Source organism: Flavobacterium sp. GSP27 (assembly GCF_003970395.1).
Classification (GTDB): domain Bacteria; phylum Bacteroidota; class Bacteroidia; order Flavobacteriales; family Flavobacteriaceae; genus Flavobacterium.
The window spans coordinates 71606-90700 of sequence record NZ_RYDP01000012.1; the positions used below are offsets into that span (position 1 = coordinate 71606).

The following is a 19095-nucleotide window of genomic DNA, read 5'->3' on the forward strand; positions in this document are numbered from 1 at the left end:
TTATCCGTTGTCTGTTAATCAGCCTGCCCCGAGTTTTTACCGAGGGGTCACTTCGAGTGATTTTATAAAATAGCGACAGCAGTTGCATAAAATTGTATCGAGAAGTAGATTATTGATTTTTCATTTCCTTTGGATCTGGTTCAAAAATATAAAGTGCTGAATTTTCGATTCCCTTTAGGACTAGAGCAAAAACTAAAGATACCTACTTAAAAGCGGTCAAAATAAGTAACGCTAAACTTGACATTACACTTCCTATTCCTACCCATTCCCCGGCACTCATTTTTTTAACTTCCGGTTTTTCTGGCACTATAATTTGAGAACCTGCAGTCACTTTAGGATACGTTTTTATGAATAAGAAAGAGCTTACTACATCTGCTTTACCATTTGGATAAATAATGTAGGCTTTTTTCTTCCAACCCTTGGCATCGATACCACCAACAGCATCTAAGTAATAATTAAATCCTTTTCCTTTTGTATAAGGAATCTCCGAAGTTAACAATACATTACCTGCCACTTTAACCCCTTCATTGTAAGTTGCCACTTCAATCTCATCACCGGGAAACAAAGTTACATTGGTGTTGCTTTTTGGATTTTCAACAATGGCTTTCCAATCCACTGGTATGGTGGCAAATTTTAAATCTTCTTTTAGTTTTTTAGTAAGCTTGTTTTGGATACTGTCTTTTTTACCCAAATTCATATTTACATTTTCCAATGCTTCTATTTGTTCGGCTTGAATGGGTCTCTTGATCTTAACGCCCTCTATATTGGCAACTGATGTCAAGCCACCTGCTCGTGCAACAATATCATAGACTTTGTCTTTTTTAGTTGCCAAAACATATTTCCCGGAATAATGGACCGCTCCGCTGATAGTGACCATTTTTGGTTTATCATAAACGGCCATTTTACGGATATTCACCACATCAAAAGGCTTCAAATCAAAGTTCTTTAACTGTTCATTGTTATCAGCCGTAATTTCGATATTAAATAGTTCCGCTTTATTCGGATTGGCATCGTCTATTTCTTCCGATTGAATCATTCTTGCTATCTCAACTCTCTTAGAAGCCGATCCTGTTAATCCACCAGCTTGAACCAATAGATCATTTAAGGTTAAGTTTTCATGATACTGATAAACACCTGGTTTTTTAATCTCACCATCAATGGTTATTTTAAAGTCTTCAACAAAATCTAAAATTGAATACACCGTTACGATGTCTTCTTTAAATAATGCAACATCCGCTTCTAGATCCCCTGCTAAGGCTTTGGCTAAATTTACATTGACTATTTCCGTGGTCAAATCCGATTGTAGTCGAATGATTCTCGCTCTGTTGCTATACGCATCTTCTTTTAGACCTTCCGCCTTTGCAATCAAATCGGAAACACGCATTCCTTCATAAAAAGAATACGTATCCGGTCTAAAAACGGCACCGTCAATTTTGATACGGTTTTCAAAACGATTCAGAATTTTAGTCACTCTAAACACATCCCCGGACAACGGTTTATAAGTATTAAATTCTGCAAATTTTACATCTCGAACTTTAAATTCTTTAGCTGTTTTTTGCAATACATTTACCGAAGCAGTGTACGCCAATTCATTGAATCCTGATGCAAAAGACAGTAAATCTGCAAATGTCTCCCCTTTTTTCATTTCAAAAATACCAGGACGTTTTACCTGTCCCTCGACGGTAACCCTTTGATTGTAAGCCGGAATTCGAATGACATCATTATCCTTTAATCCCACATTATCCGATTGATTTCCATTGACAAGGAAGCGGTAAATATCAATGTTTTTGTATACTTTATTATCCCTTAACAATTCAATATTTCTGTAACTGCCGTTTTTTCCCGGGCCACCACCTAAAAATAACGCATTATAAACGGTTGCCAAAGAAGATATCGAATAATTACCCGGTTGTTTACTGCCAATTATCGTTACTCTAATCGTTCTGATGCGACTTAAAGTCACTGCGACTTGAGATTGTCCTGATCCCACTGTACTATACACTCTTGCGATTGCACCTTTTATTTTTTGGGTAGCAGCCTCAATCGTCATTCCGGAAACGGAAATCTGACCTACATATTGAATGGTTATTTTACCCTCTGTAGATACTGGAATACTAGCATTAAATTCTTGTACTCCATACACACTAACCTGCACTTCATCACCGGGTCCCAACACGTAATTTACAGGCGTAGCCAATTTTAAATTGGGTTCAAAATTTAAGGTAGGATTATCGAAAAGCTCCGAACCAAAAATTAAAGCATTTAGGGTATCTTTTACTTTCGTATTGACGATTTTTTCTTGTTTTCTATCTTCCGTATCACTGGAATTACTAGTATTTGAAACGCCTGTTTGCAAGGACAGACCAGCAATTCGAGTTCTTAATTTAGCAAACTCCGAAGCGGGCATTCCTTTGGCTAGAGCCATAGGTTCTGCTTGTTCAATCGTCATATTGTTTGTTTGCAGCTGTGTTTTTATTTTTGCGATGTCGCTATCGATCAAATTATCCACTTTTAAAGTACTCAAATCAGTACTTTTTAACAAGTCCTGTGCAAGTACGTGGGAAGATTGGAAAAAAGCAAACAACAATAAAAGAGCAACAATTATTTTTCTCATAAGTAATGTGTAAAAATGTGTATTTTTTTAATTCGAAATATTTTAAGTACTATTTTTTTAAATAAGTAATAGCTAAAATTTAATGTCGTGTTTTACTAAAATTCTAAATTTATTTGCCATAAATTTCAAAGATCGGCACAGATTAATTCGCCACGTAGCTTTAAAAATCGTTTTAATTCATCCAATCTGTGGCAGAAAACTCTTTTTAATAATTGCCACAATATATTTTTCGTGTTACTTATACTATTTTTTAAATAACAAGAAACCCGTTGGGCGTAATGAATAAATTCCCATTAATCTTAAAGAAAAAATTGATGCACAGCACATAATTTTAAAATAGAAGTAATAACCATGGTATAATGTCGTATTTTAAAATCAAGATAAAATTATGTAACAATATAATTTAAAGCTGTTTTACTTAAAGTTAATTCTTTTGACTTTACGACTTTTAAACTTTCGACTTACTTATGTTTCTATGTGGTCAAAAAATTAAACAAATTGAATTACACCCAAGGGGTTAACTAGAATAAAACAAACAACTCTTTATCGTTTTTATTGTAGGAAGTTCTATTTTCTCTATCTTAATTTTATTCTGTACCACAAATCTGTGTCAAAAGTTTTAATTATTAGTTTATTAAATCCTAAAATTATCTCGATTTGTATTTTTTTAATACAATAAATCAGAGTTCTCTCTCCAATTGACTATAAAATTCTTAACATCCTGAGACCTTTCTTTTTGCAAAATCAAATTAGTGGTATCCGTTGTTAAGGGAGCTTTTTCCGATTTTTTTGAAAGCGGTACGATTAAGCAAACGCGTAATTTAGTAAATTCTGAAGCGGGCATTCCTGTCGATAAAGCTAGAGGTTCGGCCTGATGAATAGTCATATTGTTGCTTTTCAACTAAGCTCTACTCTTTTCGAGAGCAGCATCTGATAAATTGTCTACTGGCGGAGTACTCCAATCGGCAGTTTTTAATATATCCTGAACGCTTATCTGGACAGAATGAAAGAGGATTAAAAGGACACTACGGCAGTACCTATTATTTCCATAATTGTTTTTCAAGTATTTTAAATTCTAAAGGGGAACACTATTACCTTATAACGAACCGCTACACCCAATTCTTTATTTTTATAAAAGCTTCGCTGCTCAAAATCCCATTTTACAGTTATTTTGTGCGGCTTGCGCAAAAGTAGCAATTTTTATAGCATTAGAAATAAAAAGGTTTACAATTAATCTTTTCTTAACCGATTAAACCTTTTTTCTTTTAAATGGTTAATTGGTTAATCGTTTAACTGGTTAATCGTTTACTATTTCGTTAACCGATTACACTTTTTTCTTTTAATGGTTAATCGTTTAAGTGGTTAATTGTTTAATCGGTTAACTGGTTAATCGTTTACTATTTCGTTAACCGATTACACTTTTCTCTTTAAATGGTTAATCGTTTAAGTGGTTAATTGGTTAATCGTTTACTATTTCGTTAACCGATTAAACCTTTTTCCTTTAACGTTTATTTATATCCCAGTTTTTTTCGATTTTCCCATTTCTTTTGCTCTATTTTTTCTTCAATAAATTGATCCATTACAGTATAAATTTCCATCAATTGTACATCGTGTTCTCCAAGGCGTTGTTCCAAATCATTTTTCAATTCCATGATTTGTTCAGAAAGATGACTTTGCAAACTAATTGTTTTTCTGATTTCTACAAAGGCACGCATAATGGCGATATTAGTTTCAACTGCTTTTTTAGATTTTAAAACCGTACTAAGCATTGCAACTCCTTGTTCACTGAAAGCAAATGGGGTTTGAGGGCTAAACTTTATTGATTCTGGTAGGTTATCACAATTTGTGATAAGCTCCTGCCATTCTATTTTATTGAGTTGAAACATAAAATCATCAGGAAATCGATAATCGTTTCTACGCACTGATTGTTTTAAACTTCTTGTTTCCACTTCATATAGTGATGCTAAATCAAAGTCAAGCATAACTTTTACTCCACGAAATTCATAAATTTTTGATTGAAATAAACTTAAATCCATATCTAGTTCTTTTCATTGGTTAATTGGTTAATCGTTTAACTGGTTAATCGTTTACTATTTCGTTAACCGATTAAACTTTTTTTTCATCGATTAACCGATTAAACCTTTCTTAAACGATTAAACTTTTCTCATCGATTAAACGATTAAACCTTTCTTAAACGATTAACCCTTTCTTAAACGATTAACCCTTTCCTACTACTCGTATAATTTTCCAAGCAATGTTGCAGGGTCAATATTCAATTTTGAGAAAGCAAACCATTTTTTGCCTAAGTCTTTAAGTGATGCTCCTATATGATACACTTCCGTTTCATCGATTATCAAAAAACGATCATGTGATTTGGAAAATTGCTTAATTTCGACAAGTTCGTATTGGGAATTGAACCGCTCTAAATCGAGTTTTAACTGTTTAGTAATGTCTTTTGTGTAAATAATAACGCCAACTCCTTTTTCTCTCTTTGACAACTGTATTAAAACAGTTTCGTCTACGAAATTATCAATAAGAAGGATCGATTTTTTTGCAGATTTTATCAGTCTGGAAACAAAGGAATGTGCATCGAAAATTTGTCCATCATAGAAAATCCCTTGATTAGGAGACAAATTTGTTTTTAAAATCAAATCAAATTCATTGTTTTTATTTTCCAAAGAACCTACTTTTTTTTCTAAAACATCCATTCGATGATGAATAGCATAGCCTTTGAGCAGATAGTTTTTCAGAATTTTATTTGCCCAAATACGAAACTGAACCCCTCTATTTGATTTCACTCTATAACCTAAAGACATAATCATGTCCAAATTATAAAACTCTACTTGATACGTTTTACCATCACTAGCAGTTGTCGCAAATTTTGCGACAACTTGAATTCCTTCAAGTTCTTCTTTGAGTGCATTAGAAATATGCTTGCCTATAGTTTTAATATCACGATCAAACAAATCAGCGAGTTGAATTCGATTTAACCACACCGTATCATCTTCAATACGAACCTCAATTTGGCTTGTCAGAATTTCAGATTGATAAATGATGATTTCGTTGTTCATTATTTTCTGCTTGCTTGGTTGTTTTTTAAATGGTTAATGGGTTAATCGTTTAACTGGTTAATCGTTTACTATTTCGTTAACCGATTAAACTTTTTTTTAACCGATTAACCTTTTTTCTCTCTTTGACAACTGTATTAAAACAGTTTCGTCAACGAAATTATCAATAAGAAGGATTGATTTTTTTGCAGATTTTATCAGTCTGGAAACAAAGGAATGTGCATCGAAAATTTGTCCATCATAGAAAATCCCTTGATTTAGGGGAAGAGAGGTATTTAACAAAATTTCAATTTTCTGGTCATGCTCAAAAATCTTTTTCTCGATATTTTCAATTCTATTCTGAATCGCATAGCCTTTCAACAAATAGGATTTCAAAGTATTAGTTGCCCATATCCTGAATTGTGTCCCCGTTTTTGACTTCACTCTATAACCGACGGAAATAATCACATCGAGATTGTATAGCTTAACTCTTCGCTTTATCTTTCTAGAACCTTCTTGTTGAACTGTCAAGTATTCCTTGATAGTTGAAAATTCGTCTAGTTCCCCTTCTTTGAAAACATTATTAATATGGAGACTAATATTTTGTTTTGTTGATTGAAATAAATCTACCATTTGTAATTGAGTTAGCCACACAGTCTCATCTTCTATGCGAACCTCAATATGGCTTGACAGCATTTCTGCCTGATAGATAACTATTTCGTTGTGCATTATTTTCTGCTTGCTTGGTTTTTTAAATGGTTAATCGTTTAACTGCTTAATCGTTTACTATTTCGTTAACCGATTATACTTTTTTCTTTAAATGGTTAATGGGTTAAGTGTTTAACTGGTTAATTGTTTACTATTTCGTTAATCGATTAAACCTTTCTTAATCGATTAAACTTTTTTCTCATAGATTAAACGATTAACCTTTTCTTAACCGATTAACCCTTTCCTAACCGATTAAGCGATTAACCCTTTCCTAACCGATTAAACTTTTCTTAACCGATTAAACTTTTCCCTACATCTTAACTTGCTTAAATGCATTTACATTCTCCAAAAACCAATTGTAGGTTCTCTGGATTCCTTCTTCCAGCTGCACCTGATGTTTCCATCCTAGTGCGTGCATTTTGGAGATGTCCATTAGTTTTCTGGGGTACCGTCCAGTTTGCTGGTTCCAAGGGACCTGTGAGCAAGTATTCCTCTTTCAAGGGCTGTGGTGCCAATTTAGGATAGATGCACGAACTTCCCACCATTCCATTGTGTCCTGCGATATATATTTTTGAGGCGGTGTCCATTACTGTAATAATTCCGGTTTTTCCTGTTCCAATGCATTGTATACATTCTTAACATCTTGAGAACTATTTTTTTGAAGAATCAAATTAGCAGTATCCGTATAGACGAAAATAGTGTTTTTCATTCCCACAAACGCCGTATAATTTGTATTGCCAATCACCATATTTCCATTGGGATCAACAGGATGCCCCGTTGCCACTAAATAGTCGTACACCGATTCAAAAGAACCCAAGTCCGACCATGAAAATTCAGACACGACCACTTTTATCTTTTTACTGCGCTCCATTACCGCATAATCAATACTGATGGATGGTATATCCATGGATAAAGCCAAATCTAGATTTCCATTACTGTTGTTGTCCCATGCAATTTTAGATTTTTCATAGACTTCCGGATTATAGGTCTTTAATTCCTCCAGAAAAATGCCTGCTTTGAAACAAAACATCCCGCTGTTCCATAAAAAATTGCCTTTAGAGATAAATTCCCTCGCGGTAACTTGGTTTGGTTTTTCCCGGAAGGAAACTACATCCTCACCCTTGCGCTCAATATACCCGTATCCCGTTTCTGGTTTCGTCGGAATAATACCGAAAGTAACAATAAAACCGTTAGAAGCCTTTTCTACTGCTTCCTGAATCGCCTTATTATAGTGTTCCATATCGCCTATAATATGATCCGAGGGCGTCACGATTAAAATAGCCTCCGGATCAGAAGCTAGTGCAGCAAAAGCGATGGCTGCAGCCGTATTTCGCGGAGTAGATTCAACAATATCGATATATGGAGTATTGGATTTTTCTAGAACGTGCCGACTTAAATGACAGTTATCACTATTTCCTACAACCATAATCTGGTCCACCAAAGTACGATTGCGCTCCACGGTCATTGCAAATAACGATTTACCTTCAAATAAATCTAAATATTGTTTGGGTTGACTTTTGCGAGATAGCGGCCACAATCGGCTTCCCACTCCTCCGGTAAGGATTACATGTGTTACTGCAGGCTGTTTTTTCATAGTGTTTTTTGTGCAATTAGTGCTTATAAGTGATTTGACGCCTCGATTTGGGGTTTACAAAACAGCCTATTGGCGACTATTTTAATTATATTTTTATTTAGACAGGAATCAAATTAAATTCCCTTCTTTTCTTTCGCTTCTTTTTTAAAGTTTCGAGTTAATGACTTAAAAAACTTAGTATGAAGACTACTAAACGCAAACTTCTTTGCTGTAATGACTTGAATACTTTAGAGTACAGTGAGAGGATGAAATGTTTGAATTTTAGAACATAAACACGCCCCTAACCTCTATAGCTCCACTTTTCACCACTCAGCATTCACTAAAAAACACTACTTCTCTTTCATCAGTTCTTTCTCTGTGACTTCTTTTCGCAAGCTGCTACTTGAAAAACGATGGTCTCGTATATTAAAAAAAAGCACGATCCCTTTTTCTTCACAGTAGTTTCGTCCCGTAAAATTCTTGTCTTTATATTCATCTCCTACGATGCGGACATCAATTTTGAACGCACGTAAAATATCCTCCAGATCTTGCTCTGTTGCATAAGGAACTATTTCATCTACATGCTTACAGCCTTTGAGTTGAATATAGCGTTCAACCACAGATTGGGTAGGCCTGTTTTTTTCAGGACGATCGATAGTAGGATCTGTTTGCAGTCCCGCAATTAAATAGTCACACTGTCCTTTTGCTTCCTCTAACATTTTGATATGTCCGGCATGCAACAAATCAAAAGCACTGAATGTTATCCCTATTTTCATGTTTTCTACTATTATGGTTTGAGTCCGAACGGTACTATTTACAATCTCCCATCGACTGCATCCCCTAAAACTCCTTTTACATCATACAACACACTAGTTTCTTTTTGTAACTGTGACAAATCTATCGCTAAAAAGGCAGCATGCGCCACTCCTAACACAATGGCATCAAATTTTTTATTGGGCACTGTAGCGGTTGTTTCTAATTGGTATTCGTGTTGTACTTCTGATGGGTTTGCCAAGGGATCATAAATGGTGATGACAATGCCATAATCCGCTAACGCAGTGATTACATCCACAATTTTGGTATTGCGCACGTCGGGACAGTTTTCTTTAAAGGTGATGCCCAGCATTAAAAGTGCCGCACCATTTATAGAAATGCCCTTTTTGATCATCAATTTTACAATTTGAGACGCTACATATTCTCCCATACTGTCATTTAGGCGTCTTCCTGCTAATATAATTTCAGGATGATATCCAAATTCTTGTGCGCGTTGTGCCAAATAATAGGGATCTACCCCAATACAATGTCCGCCCACTAATCCGGGTTTGAAAGGCAGAAAATTCCATTTGGTGCTCGCTGCTTCCAAAACGGCATGCGTATCAATATTCATTAAATTAAATATCTTGGCCAATTCGTTTACAAACGCTATATTGATATCGCGCTGTGAGTTTTCAATTACTTTGGCGGCTTCGGCTACTTTTATACAAGGAGCCAGATGTGTTCCTGCCGTAATAACAGATTGGTATAATTCATTCACTTTTATTCCGATCTCCGGCGTGGAACCAGAAGTCACTTTCAGAATTTTCTCGACCGTATGTTCTTTGTCTCCGGGATTAATTCGTTCCGGGGAATAGCCGGCAAAAAAATCAACATTGAATTTTAATCCTGAAAATTTTTCTAATACAGGCACACATTCTTCCTCAGTTACACCAGGATAAACAGTGGATTCGTAGATAACGATATCGCCTTTTTTTAAAACCTTTCCCACCGTTTCAGAGGATTTGTACAAAGGCGTTAAGTCTGGACGATTATTTTTGTCTACCGGAGTTGGCACCGTGATGATGTAATAATTGCAATCCGCAATAGCAGTGCTTTCTGAAGATACTATTAATCCGTTTGTAGCTGACGATTTTTCGACTACGCTCTGCCTCTCGACTGCGCTCGAGGTGACAAAACTTGAGACTAATACCTTGCGTAATACTTCATCCGAAATCTCCAGTGTAGTATCCGTGCCTGATTGTAAGGATGCTACCCGAGAGGCATTGATATCAAATCCCACAACAGCATATTGAGTTGCAAATAATCGAGCCAATGGAAGTCCGACATACCCTAATCCAATTACCGCTATTTTTATACTTGAATTCATTTTTTTTTAAACAATTACAATTGAATTGTACATTTTAACCTACCGCTTCGCGACTTCAACTCACATTAATGAGCTGAAAAAGTCATAGATAATAGAGGCAAATATAACTAGAATATGTTGCCGTTTTATTTTTTATTTCTCCTCTGAAACACAAGAAAACATAAAAAAAGACACAAATAACTAGCAATCAATACAAACCATTTGCGAAATCCATTTAAACCCAGATTAAAAATCACCTAAATCAGTGACTAAAAAAAGACGCCCTACCAAACCGACTTTAACTATACCGTACCATACTATAAATGTATCGTCTTTTTGTTTTTTGATAAGAACGGATATTTCCTTTTGAACCAGTAAGGCATTACGGTTTGTTACCCTTAAAAACTTACTTTTATTCCCGTTGCGTGTAATTATACCAAACGTCAGTTCGAGTGCGAAGCGTATCGAGAACCGTTTTTATATACCAAACGTCAGTTCGAGTGCGAAGCGTATCGAGAACCGTTTTTAATTTAAAATTTTCTTGTTCTCGATACGATCCCGCCCAAAAGCGGAATCACTCGAACTGACGGAAAATTATCATCAAAAATTAATTATACCCAACAGCTTAACTTTCTTACTTTTCTTACTGGCTAAAAAATCAATCCTAAAATGAACCCTTTCATCAGGACCGTGTTCTTTACACTGTATCGATAAAACTTTTTTCGGTTCTGTTAAAAATCAAAACTCCCACTAAGAACACCAGTACCGTAATCAAAAAGGTATATCCCAATCCCAAAACAGATATGTGTCCAACATCCAGCAGCATGTATCGTGTCGTTTCGATCACATACGCCAAGGGATTGTAGGTTATCAGCCAGCCGTAATCCGGCAATTTTTCTTTGATGAGTGCCATTGGGTACATCACGGCGGACAAATACATCAATAATTGCACTCCAAAACCAACCAAATTACTAAAATCTCGGTATTTAGTGACTAAGGAAGAGATAAACATTCCCAGTCCCAATCCTAAAACTCCCATCATAACGATCAGTAGTGGAAAAAACAAAGTCGCTGTATTCATCCCTATGGCAGCTCCTTGGGCATAATAATAGCCGTAAAAACAAATGAATATAAAAAATTGAATTCCAAACTTCAATAAGTTGGAAACAACAATAGACAGCGGTACAATAATGCGAGGGAAATATACTTTCCCAAAGATACCTGCATTACTGCCAAAGGTATTCGAGGTACCATTGAGACAGGCCGTGAAGTAATTCCAAACGGTAATCCCGGCCAAATTAAACAAAAAAGGCGGCACGGTTCCGGTATTGATACCCGCAACATTATTGAAAATAATAGTAAAAGTAATGGAGGTAAACAGCGGTTGTATAAGGTACCAAAGTGGCCCTAAAACCGTTTGCTTATAGACGGTCACCACATCCCTTTTTACAAAAAGCAGCAGCAAATCTCTATACTGCCATACTTCCTTCAGGTTAAGGGAGAAAAATTTATTTTTAGGTGTTATTTCAAACAGCCAAGTGGTGTTTTTTTGTTCGGAATCGTTCATTGGTTCATGCTAAAATGCTACTTTTTGTTGTTCTTTCCGTGCGAAAAAAGCTCAATTTTCTACTGCTAAACTCAATTGAATTCTTACGAAGCAAATATAAATAATTTGCATTAAGTATTGTTTAAAAAACAACTTGTTCACATAATTCTTTTTTGCTGCGTCAGAATCGTGCGGAACAGTAGCGCCACTTAAATGGTTCTCCAGAAACACTTTCTTTGCTTGCGAATCCTGCAACACACCCACGCCATTCCATGCAGGAACGGCATTTATCAATCGGATTACGGTGGTGGCAATTTATTGACTGGAAACATTCGTGAACATCATGTGTAATTATACCAAACGTCAGTTCGAGTGCGAAGCGTATCGAGAACCGTTTTAAATTATACCAAACGTCAGTTCGAGTGCGAAGCGTATCGAGAACCGTTTTTAATTCAAAATTTTCTTGTTCTCGATACGATCCCGCCCAAAATCGGGATCACTCGAACTGACGAGTATGATCATCAAAAATCAATTACAATTGCATGGGTACTTCCATCAACAGGATTTCGGCACTAGCGGAATTAGCGGTAATTTTAATAGCATTAGTATCCCAGATTCCTACTCCGTCTCGCTCGTTTAAAGCAATGTTTCCTATGGCAAAATCGCCTTTCAAAACAAAAGCGTAGATTCCATTTCCGGGTTTTTTTAATGCATACGTGGCAGCAAAATCCTTTTCGAATTTCCCTATATGAAACCACGCATCTTGATGAATCCAAACACCTTCATCCTCAGGATTTGGGGATAGAATTTGTTGGAGTTTATTGTGACGGTCGTTTAAATCTAAAGTAACTTGATCATAACGAGGCGTTACATTTTTTTTATTTGGATAAATCCAAATCTGCAAAAATTTAACCAGCTGGTCTTTATTTTTATTGTATTCGCTGTGAAAAATTCCGGTACCGGCACTCATGGCCTGAATATCCCCTTCCTTGATTACGGTAGTATTGCCCATACTGTCATGGTGTTCTAAATCGCCTTCGAGCGGAATAGAAATAATTTCCATATTGTCATGCGGATGTTTCCCAAAACCCATCCCTTGATTGACTCTGTCATCATTGAGCACGCGCAATACGCCAAAATTCATTCGCTCCGGATTTTGATAATTCGCAAAACTAAACGTATGATAGGATTCCAGCCAACCGTGATTGGCATGACCCCGCGTGTTTCCTTTGTGCAAAACAAAATGCGTAAGTACTCCTTTTGTATTTTTATCTGTATTTTCCATTGTTCTATTCTTTAAAAATATAATGCAAAGGTGCGTCAAAAAAAAGGCAGCTGCATTGAACCAGGACAAGAAATGAAAAATTATGAGACTTTAAAGTTTTGTCATTTTGGTTCTCACTTTACTTAAAAACTCAGCCGAAATCCCCAGATAAGAAGCAATGTAATGCTGGGCAACGCGCTGCGATAGTGTGGGATAATGTTCCAGAAACTCTATGTATTTTTGGGTCGCTGTTTTAGAAATAGTATGAAACAAACGGTCTTGCGTAACGGCCAGACTGCGCTGCATCAGGATGCGGAACGCGCGTTCAAACTTTGGTGCTTTGGCAAATAATTCTTCTTTTGCTTCCGGGCTGAACAGCAAAAAATCACAATCTTCCAACGTTTCGATATACACACGGCTTGGTGCATCTTCGTATATACTAAAAGAAATATCGCTCACCCACGCATTCTCGAGGGCAAATTGCAGAATAACTTCAAAACCATTGTCGTCAATATAATATTTCCGGACACAACCTTTGATGACAAAAGCTTCAAAATGGCACATTTCGCCTTCCTGAAGTAAAACCGTTTTCTTAGCAACGGTTTTATATTCCAGCAAAGAATTGAAAATTTCTAATTCTTTGGGTTCAAAAGTGACATAACGACTTATGTTTTTATTAATTTGGGAATACAATAGTTTCTCGTTTAGAATTTAAAGATAGCTAAATACCCTTAAAAAATGACTCGTAAATATATTAAATTAGCAAGATTTCCTCAAAAAACAAAATCTGCTCTCGATTAAATTCCTATTTTTGTTCCAATAAAAACATAATAAAAAAATTTATGCTCATTATAGGAATTGCAGGTGGTACAGGAAGCGGGAAAACAACCGTTGTACATCAGATTATGAATGAATTACCACAGACAGAAGTTGGTATTATTTCACAAGATTCATATTACAAAGAAAATCACGGACTCTCCTTTGATGAAAGAGCATTGATCAATTTTGATCATCCCCGAGCCATTGATTTTGAGTTGCTAGTGGCCCACCTCAAAGAATTAAAGGAAGGAAATAACATTCACCAACCCGTTTATTCCTTTGTAACCCACAACAGGTCTGACGATACCGTTTTTACTCATCCCAGAAAAGTGATGATTGTAGAAGGAATTTTAATCTTGGCCAATCCCGAATTAAGAGAATTATTTGATGTAAAAATATACGTTCATGCCGATTCTGACGAACGATTAATCCGACGCATGAAACGCGATATAATGGAACGTGGCCGTGACATGAATGAAGTCCTTAACAGATACCAAACCACATTAAAGCCAATGCACGAGCAGTTCATTGAACCAACCAAGGCATTTGCGGACATCATTATTCCAAATGACAAATACAACACAGTAGCCATTGATGTGGTGCGCGCAGTAATAAATCAAAAAATTCTGTGATTTAGTTGTAATTTTAACAGAATAAGTATTAGGAGCTATTTCCCGCTTTCCGTTGCAATCTTTTAGTAGGTGAATCTTCCTTCGTCAGTATCACCTACTAAAAGGATTTCCACTATAATCGGGGCTAAAAAAAATAAAAAAAATGACAAATCCATATAAAGACAAACCTTGGTTTAAATTCCTGAGCAACAAATATGTCTGGGTCCTGTTGTTCTTTTCGTCTTGGATGATTTTTCTGGACAACTATTCGTATTTTGATCATCGCATTTTAGACAAACAAATTAAAGATCTGGAAGACAATGCAGAATATTACAAAGACGAAATAAAAAAAGACAAAGAGAATATCAAACAATTAAACAATTCCGAACAAATAGAAAAATACGCCCGAGAAAAATACTATATGAAAAAAGATAGTGAAGACATTTACATCATCGAATTTGAAGGCGACACGATTCAAAAATAAAATCCCATTCCCAACCATTCCCAAAGGGAAGAGAGTGTACAATTTATAGTAATTATTAAAAACAGAACACCAAGTTTCGGTTCCCTCTCCTATGACGAGGACTGGAGTGAGGAAAATGACTAACAAAATGGATACAAACCTTTTCGATGATTTCAACCCCATTTCCTCCAAACAATGGAAACAAAAAATCCAATTTGAACTCAATGGAGCGGATTACAATGAAACCGTAGTTTGGAATTCTCCGGAAGACATTCAGGTAAAACCTTTTTACCACAAAGAGGAGTTTACAAAAGTATTCCCCGTTTCCACAAAAGCAACAGAATTTAGAATTTGCCAAAATATATTTGTCTACGACCTTGAAAAATCAATAGAACGGGCATTAGACACATTGAATCGCGGGGCAGACAGCCTGCGCTTTACAATAGAAAACGAATCAATTAACGTTACCGATCTATTGGAAAAATTGCCTTTAGAGAACGTTACCGTTTATTTTAACCTGGGATTTATTTCAATCGATTTCGTCAAAAAAATTGATGTTTTCGCCAAGAAAAGCAACACTGTAATTTTCTGTAATCTGGATCCTATAGGACAATTAGCCAAAGATGGAAACTGGTTTACAACGAAAGAAAAAAGCAATTTTGACACCCTGAATTTGCTTTCGGCAGCAACAACATCGGTATCGCTACTTAGTATCAACGCTGCGTTGTATCAAAATGCCGGTGCCACTATGGTACAGCAAATTGCTTATAGTGTGGGACAAGCCAATGAGTATTTCAATAGAATTGACGCCATAAATACACCCATTGTTTTTGAAGTGGCCGTAGGAACAAATTACTTTTTTGAAATTGCAAAACTACGAGCGTTGCGCTTGCTTTTTAATCTGATTGCCAAGGAATACAACCATACTTTAGCGTGCAACATCATCGTTTCGCCTACCAAACGTAACAAAACATTATACGATTACAATATAAATATGTTGCGTACCACAACTGAATGTATGAGTGCCATTATTGGAGGAGCGGATGCTATTGCCAATTTACCTTATGATGCTTTGTACCACAAAGACAACGAATTTGGCGACCGCATAGCGAGAAACCAATTGTTGATCCTCAAAAATGAAAGTTATTTTGACAAAGTCAATAATCCGGCAGACGGCAGTTATTATATCGAAAACCTAACCAATCAACTAGCGGAAAAAGCATTGGCTTTATTCAAAGACATAGAGGCAAATGGCGGTTTCCTGAAACAACTTAATGACGGAATCATCAAAAGAAAAATTCAGGAAAGTGCGGATACCGCGCAGGAACTATTTGATTCTGGGAAAGAAATTTTATTGGGAACAAACAAACATCCTAACAAACAGGATAAAATGAAACATGATTTAGAATTGTTTCCTTTTGTAAAAGTCAAACCAAGAAAAACCTTGATTACACCCATAATCGAAAAACGTCTGGCAGAAAAAACGGAACAGGAACGATTGGATCTTGAATAGTAAGCCCGACGCTGTTATTTAATTTAATACCATTGGAAAAGAGTATATTTACTTTGCTAAAAACATAAAATAATGGAACCCATAAGACAAATCGTTAAGGTGAAAAATCACAAAATAAGCATCACACTGCCGAATGATTTTAATGCTGATGAAGTTGAAGTGATTATTCTTCCAAAGTCGAATACTTTAGAAATCCCTCAATGGCAAATGGACCAAGTTAGAGAAAGAACTGAGAAATATCTTAAGAATCCATCTTCAGCTCAAGATATTGATGATTTTCTAAAAGATATTGACGGTGGGTTATAAAATTGTAATTGTAGAGGAAGCTAAACTTGATTTCAAAACAGCTTTGGATTGGTACAAAGGCATTCACCCTAAATTGGGCGATACGTTCTCCAATTCGTTCAAGGAAAGTTTAAAAATAATTAAGTCAAATCCATTACTTTTTCAAATAAGATATGATAAGACCAGAGTAGCTTTAATTGAAAATTTTCCATACTTAATTCATTTCAACAGCTACGAGAACATAATTGTCATTACAGCTATTTTTCATACTTCAAGAAATACTGAAATATGGACTGAAAGGAATTAAAATTTCAAAAAACTATAATCTTTGTACTAAACAAATGAAAAGAAAAGATTTACAACACATACAATTAAAAAGTACAGCGCTAAAACTCGAGCATGAAAATGCTGTGGCTGATGCATTTCTAACTGCAGAAGGAATAGAAGTAAAACCTACGTATTCAGAACAAGATATTAAGAATCTTACTCATCTTGATTTTGGGGCTGGTTTTGCTCCCAATTTACGCGGCCCATACACCACAATGTACGTCCGCCGACCATGGACGGTGCGTCAATATGCCGGATTTTCAACTGCCGAAGAAAGCAATGCTTTTTACAGGAGGAATCTGGCTGCGGGTCAAAAAGGACTATCCATTGCTTTTGATTTACCCACACACCGCGGCTATGATTCCGATCATGAGCGCGTAGTGGGCGATGTGGGAAAAGCAGGAGTTGCCATTGACTCCGTGGAAGACATGAAAGTATTATTCGACCAAATTCCGCTTAATGAAATGTCCGTTTCTATGACCATGAATGGTGCTGTTTTACCTATTATGGCTTTCTATATTGTCGCCGCCGAAGAACAAGGCGTAGCACCCGAGTTGCTTTCCGGTACGATACAAAATGACATTCTCAAAGAGTTCATGGTGCGTAATACCTATATTTATCCGCCGACGCCTTCGATGAAAATCATTGCTGATATTTTTGAATTTACCAGTAAAAAAATGCCCAAATTCAACTCAATTTCCATTTCTGGCTATCACATGCAAGAAGCGGGAGCCACGGCTGATATTGAATTGGCGTACACGCTGGCCGATGGCTTGGAATACATCAGAACTGGATTAGCAACCGGAATGAAAATTGATGAATTCGCCCCACGACTGTCCTTTTTCTGGGCGATTGGAATGAACCATTTTATGGAAATTGCCAAAATGCGCGCAGGAAGAATGATCTGGGCGAAATTAGTAAAGCAATTTGAACCAAAAGACGATAAATCATTAGCGTTACGAACCCATTGTCAAACTTCGGGATGGAGTTTAACCGAGCAAGATCCCTTTAACAATGTGGCAAGAACCTGTATTGAAGCAGCAGCAGCAGCTTTTGGAGGCACACAATCTTTGCATACCAACGCCTTAGATGAAGCAATTGCGTTACCAACAGATTTCTCGGCCAGAATTGCCAGAAACACGCAACTTTATTTACAAGACGAAACTAAAATTACCAAAACGGTTGATCCTTGGGCAGGCAGTTATTATGTAGAAAGTCTGACAAATGAAATTGCTGAAAGTGCCTGGAAACTCATTCAAGAGGTAGAAGAACTGGGCGGTATGACCAAAGCTATTGAATCCGGAATTCCTAAACTTAGAATCGAGGAAGCAGCTGCCAGAAAACAAGCGAGAATAGACAGCGGGCAGGATATTATTGTGGGCGTTAACAAATATAGATTAGAAAAAGAAGACCCTTTACAGATTTTGGATGTGGACAATCAAATGGTCCGCAAGCAACAATTGGAACAATTAGACCGAATCAAAGCGACCAGAGCTACTGAAAAAGTGCAGGAATCACTGAAAAAATTAATCCTTTGTGCGCAAACTGGTGAAGGAAATTTACTGGAAATAGCGGTTGAAGCCGCTCGAAACAGAACTACGCTGGGTGAAATCAGCGATGCGCTGGAAACAGTTTTTGGAAGATACAAAGCACAAATTAAATCCTTTAGCGGTGTGTATAGCAAAGAAATAAAAGACGACAAAAGCTTTGAAAAAGCAAAACAACTGGCAGATGAATTTGCAAAAAAAGAAGGACGTCGCCCTAGAATCATGATTGCCAAAATGGGACAAGATGGTCACGATCGTGGCGCTAAAGTGGTGGCTACCGGGTATGCTGATGTTGGTTTTGATGTTGACATTGGCCCCCTTTTTCAAACACCAGCTGAAGCGGCCAAACAAGCGATAGAGAATGATGTGCACATCCTGGGAGTTTCCTCACTGGCGGCAGGACACAAAACGCTGGTACCACAAGTTATTGCAGAACTTAAAAAATACGATCGAGAAGATATTATGGTCGTGGTAGGTGGCGTAATTCCGGCACAAGATTATCAGTTTCTATTTGATGCCGGTGCGGTTGCCGTTTTTGGCCCTGGCACAAAAATCAGTGAAGCGGCTATTAAGATATTAGACATTTTAATGGACAGTTTCGACTAAAACTACAGCCTATTATTTTGACTCAAAATTTAAGAACATCAATCGAAAGG

General features: G+C 36.5%; 18 protein-coding genes and 1 pseudogene. 6 read left to right on the forward strand and 13 right to left on the reverse strand.

Annotated elements, in window-relative coordinates:
- Positions 1-202: 202 nt before the first annotated feature.
- The 13 genes and pseudogenes from EKM05_RS11300 to EKM05_RS11365 form a co-directional block, all read right to left on the reverse strand.
- Entirely contained in the window at positions 203-2614 is a 2412-nt protein-coding gene (locus tag EKM05_RS11300; protein WP_126555339.1) for an SLBB domain-containing protein, read from the reverse strand.
- Positions 2615-3281: 667 nt separating this feature from the next.
- Positions 3282-3500, reverse strand: a complete 219-nt coding sequence (locus tag EKM05_RS11305) for a hypothetical protein (protein ID WP_126555342.1) — start codon at positions 3498-3500, stop codon at positions 3282-3284.
- 622 nt (positions 3501-4122) lie between these two features.
- Positions 4123-4650 carry an ORF6N domain-containing protein gene (locus EKM05_RS11310; protein WP_126555345.1) on the reverse strand — a complete coding sequence of 176 codons (528 nt, stop codon included), beginning with the start codon at positions 4648-4650 and terminating at the stop codon, positions 4123-4125.
- Between the two features lie 195 nt (positions 4651-4845).
- The gene (gene rhuM, locus EKM05_RS11315) at positions 4846-5685 is read right to left on the reverse strand and encodes a RhuM family protein (RefSeq protein ID WP_199749582.1); all 840 of its coding nucleotides are present in this window, start codon (positions 5683-5685) and stop codon (positions 4846-4848) included.
- 96 nt (positions 5686-5781) lie between these two features.
- Entirely contained in the window at positions 5782-6390 is a 609-nt protein-coding gene (locus EKM05_RS11320) for a virulence RhuM family protein (RefSeq protein ID WP_126555351.1), read from the reverse strand.
- A 289-nt stretch (positions 6391-6679) separates the two neighbouring features.
- A pseudogene (locus EKM05_RS14665) lies at positions 6680-6814 on the reverse strand (GDP-L-fucose synthase); the annotation flags it as partial.
- A gap of 141 nt (positions 6815-6955) precedes the next feature.
- Entirely contained in the window at positions 6956-7963 is a 1008-nt protein-coding gene (locus EKM05_RS11335) for a mannose-1-phosphate guanylyltransferase (protein ID WP_126555354.1), read from the reverse strand.
- 329 nt (positions 7964-8292) lie between these two features.
- Positions 8293-8718 (reverse strand): adenylyltransferase/cytidyltransferase family protein, encoded by a 426-nt coding sequence (locus EKM05_RS11340; protein ID WP_126461356.1) that lies wholly within the window; start codon positions 8716-8718, stop codon positions 8293-8295.
- 38 nt (positions 8719-8756) lie between these two features.
- A complete protein-coding gene (locus EKM05_RS11345; protein ID WP_199749583.1) occupies positions 8757-10085 on the reverse strand; it encodes a nucleotide sugar dehydrogenase in 1329 nt (442 codons plus the stop codon).
- 676 nt (positions 10086-10761) lie between these two features.
- Positions 10762-11631: an ABC transporter permease gene (locus EKM05_RS11350; RefSeq protein WP_126555357.1), complete on the reverse strand. Its 870-nt coding sequence runs from the start codon at positions 11629-11631 to the stop codon at positions 10762-10764.
- A 51-nt stretch (positions 11632-11682) separates the two neighbouring features.
- Entirely contained in the window at positions 11683-11904 is a 222-nt protein-coding gene (locus EKM05_RS11355) for a hypothetical protein (RefSeq protein ID WP_126555360.1), read from the reverse strand.
- Positions 11905-12142: 238 nt separating this feature from the next.
- Positions 12143-12895 (reverse strand): pirin family protein, encoded by a 753-nt coding sequence (locus tag EKM05_RS11360; protein ID WP_126555363.1) that lies wholly within the window; start codon positions 12893-12895, stop codon positions 12143-12145.
- A 90-nt stretch (positions 12896-12985) separates the two neighbouring features.
- Positions 12986-13567: a Crp/Fnr family transcriptional regulator gene (locus EKM05_RS11365; protein WP_126555366.1), complete on the reverse strand. Its 582-nt coding sequence runs from the start codon at positions 13565-13567 to the stop codon at positions 12986-12988.
- 149 nt (positions 13568-13716) lie between these two features.
- Between EKM05_RS11365 and udk the strand changes: the two genes are divergently transcribed.
- From udk to scpA, 6 genes are all read left to right on the forward strand, one after another.
- Positions 13717-14325 carry a uridine kinase gene (udk, locus tag EKM05_RS11370; RefSeq protein ID WP_126461373.1) on the forward strand — a complete coding sequence of 203 codons (609 nt, stop codon included), beginning with the start codon at positions 13717-13719 and terminating at the stop codon, positions 14323-14325.
- Between the two features lie 142 nt (positions 14326-14467).
- Positions 14468-14788, forward strand: a complete 321-nt coding sequence (locus EKM05_RS11375; protein WP_126555369.1) for a septum formation initiator family protein — start codon at positions 14468-14470, stop codon at positions 14786-14788.
- A gap of 127 nt (positions 14789-14915) precedes the next feature.
- The gene (locus EKM05_RS11380; protein WP_126555372.1) at positions 14916-16280 is read left to right on the forward strand and encodes a methylmalonyl-CoA mutase subunit beta; all 1365 of its coding nucleotides are present in this window, start codon (positions 14916-14918) and stop codon (positions 16278-16280) included.
- 72 nt (positions 16281-16352) lie between these two features.
- Positions 16353-16586 (forward strand): hypothetical protein, encoded by a 234-nt coding sequence (locus EKM05_RS11385; protein ID WP_126461382.1) that lies wholly within the window; start codon positions 16353-16355, stop codon positions 16584-16586.
- Positions 16576-16872 carry a type II toxin-antitoxin system RelE/ParE family toxin gene (locus EKM05_RS11390; RefSeq protein ID WP_126456040.1) on the forward strand — a complete coding sequence of 99 codons (297 nt, stop codon included), beginning with the start codon at positions 16576-16578 and terminating at the stop codon, positions 16870-16872. The genes EKM05_RS11385 and EKM05_RS11390 overlap by 11 nt, the downstream gene beginning before the upstream one ends.
- A 34-nt stretch (positions 16873-16906) precedes the next feature.
- Positions 16907-19045, forward strand: coding sequence for a methylmalonyl-CoA mutase (gene scpA / locus EKM05_RS11395; RefSeq protein WP_126555375.1), 2139 nt, complete (start codon positions 16907-16909; stop codon positions 19043-19045).
- The last annotated feature ends 50 nt before the right edge of the window (positions 19046-19095 follow it).

Coding starts and splice junctions, on each gene's coding strand:
- EKM05_RS11360 (WP_126555363.1), bottom strand. CDS start 12,895: ATGGAAAATACAGATAAAAATACAAAAGGAGTACTTACGCATTTTGTT.
- EKM05_RS11300 (WP_126555339.1), bottom strand. CDS start 2,614: ATGAGAAAAATAATTGTTGCTCTTTTATTGTTGTTTGCTTTTTTCCAA.
- EKM05_RS11385 (WP_126461382.1), top strand. CDS start 16,353: ATGGAACCCATAAGACAAATCGTTAAGGTGAAAAATCACAAAATAAGC.
- EKM05_RS11380 (WP_126555372.1), top strand. CDS start 14,916: ATGGATACAAACCTTTTCGATGATTTCAACCCCATTTCCTCCAAACAA.
- scpA (WP_126555375.1), top strand. CDS start 16,907: ATGAAAAGAAAAGATTTACAACACATACAATTAAAAAGTACAGCGCTA.
- EKM05_RS11310 (WP_126555345.1), bottom strand. CDS start 4,650: ATGGATTTAAGTTTATTTCAATCAAAAATTTATGAATTTCGTGGAGTA.
- EKM05_RS11375 (WP_126555369.1), top strand. CDS start 14,468: ATGACAAATCCATATAAAGACAAACCTTGGTTTAAATTCCTGAGCAAC.
- EKM05_RS11305 (WP_126555342.1), bottom strand. CDS start 3,500: ATGACTATTCATCAGGCCGAACCTCTAGCTTTATCGACAGGAATGCCC.
- EKM05_RS11345 (WP_199749583.1), bottom strand. CDS start 10,085: ATGAATTCAAGTATAAAAATAGCGGTAATTGGATTAGGGTATGTCGGA.
- EKM05_RS11340 (WP_126461356.1), bottom strand. CDS start 8,718: ATGAAAATAGGGATAACATTCAGTGCTTTTGATTTGTTGCATGCCGGA.
- udk (WP_126461373.1), top strand. CDS start 13,717: ATGCTCATTATAGGAATTGCAGGTGGTACAGGAAGCGGGAAAACAACC.
- rhuM (WP_199749582.1), bottom strand. CDS start 5,685: ATGAACAACGAAATCATCATTTATCAATCTGAAATTCTGACAAGCCAA.
- EKM05_RS11350 (WP_126555357.1), bottom strand. CDS start 11,631: ATGAACGATTCCGAACAAAAAAACACCACTTGGCTGTTTGAAATAACA.
- EKM05_RS11320 (WP_126555351.1), bottom strand. CDS start 6,390: ATGCACAACGAAATAGTTATCTATCAGGCAGAAATGCTGTCAAGCCAT.
- EKM05_RS11335 (WP_126555354.1), bottom strand. CDS start 7,963: ATGAAAAAACAGCCTGCAGTAACACATGTAATCCTTACCGGAGGAGTG.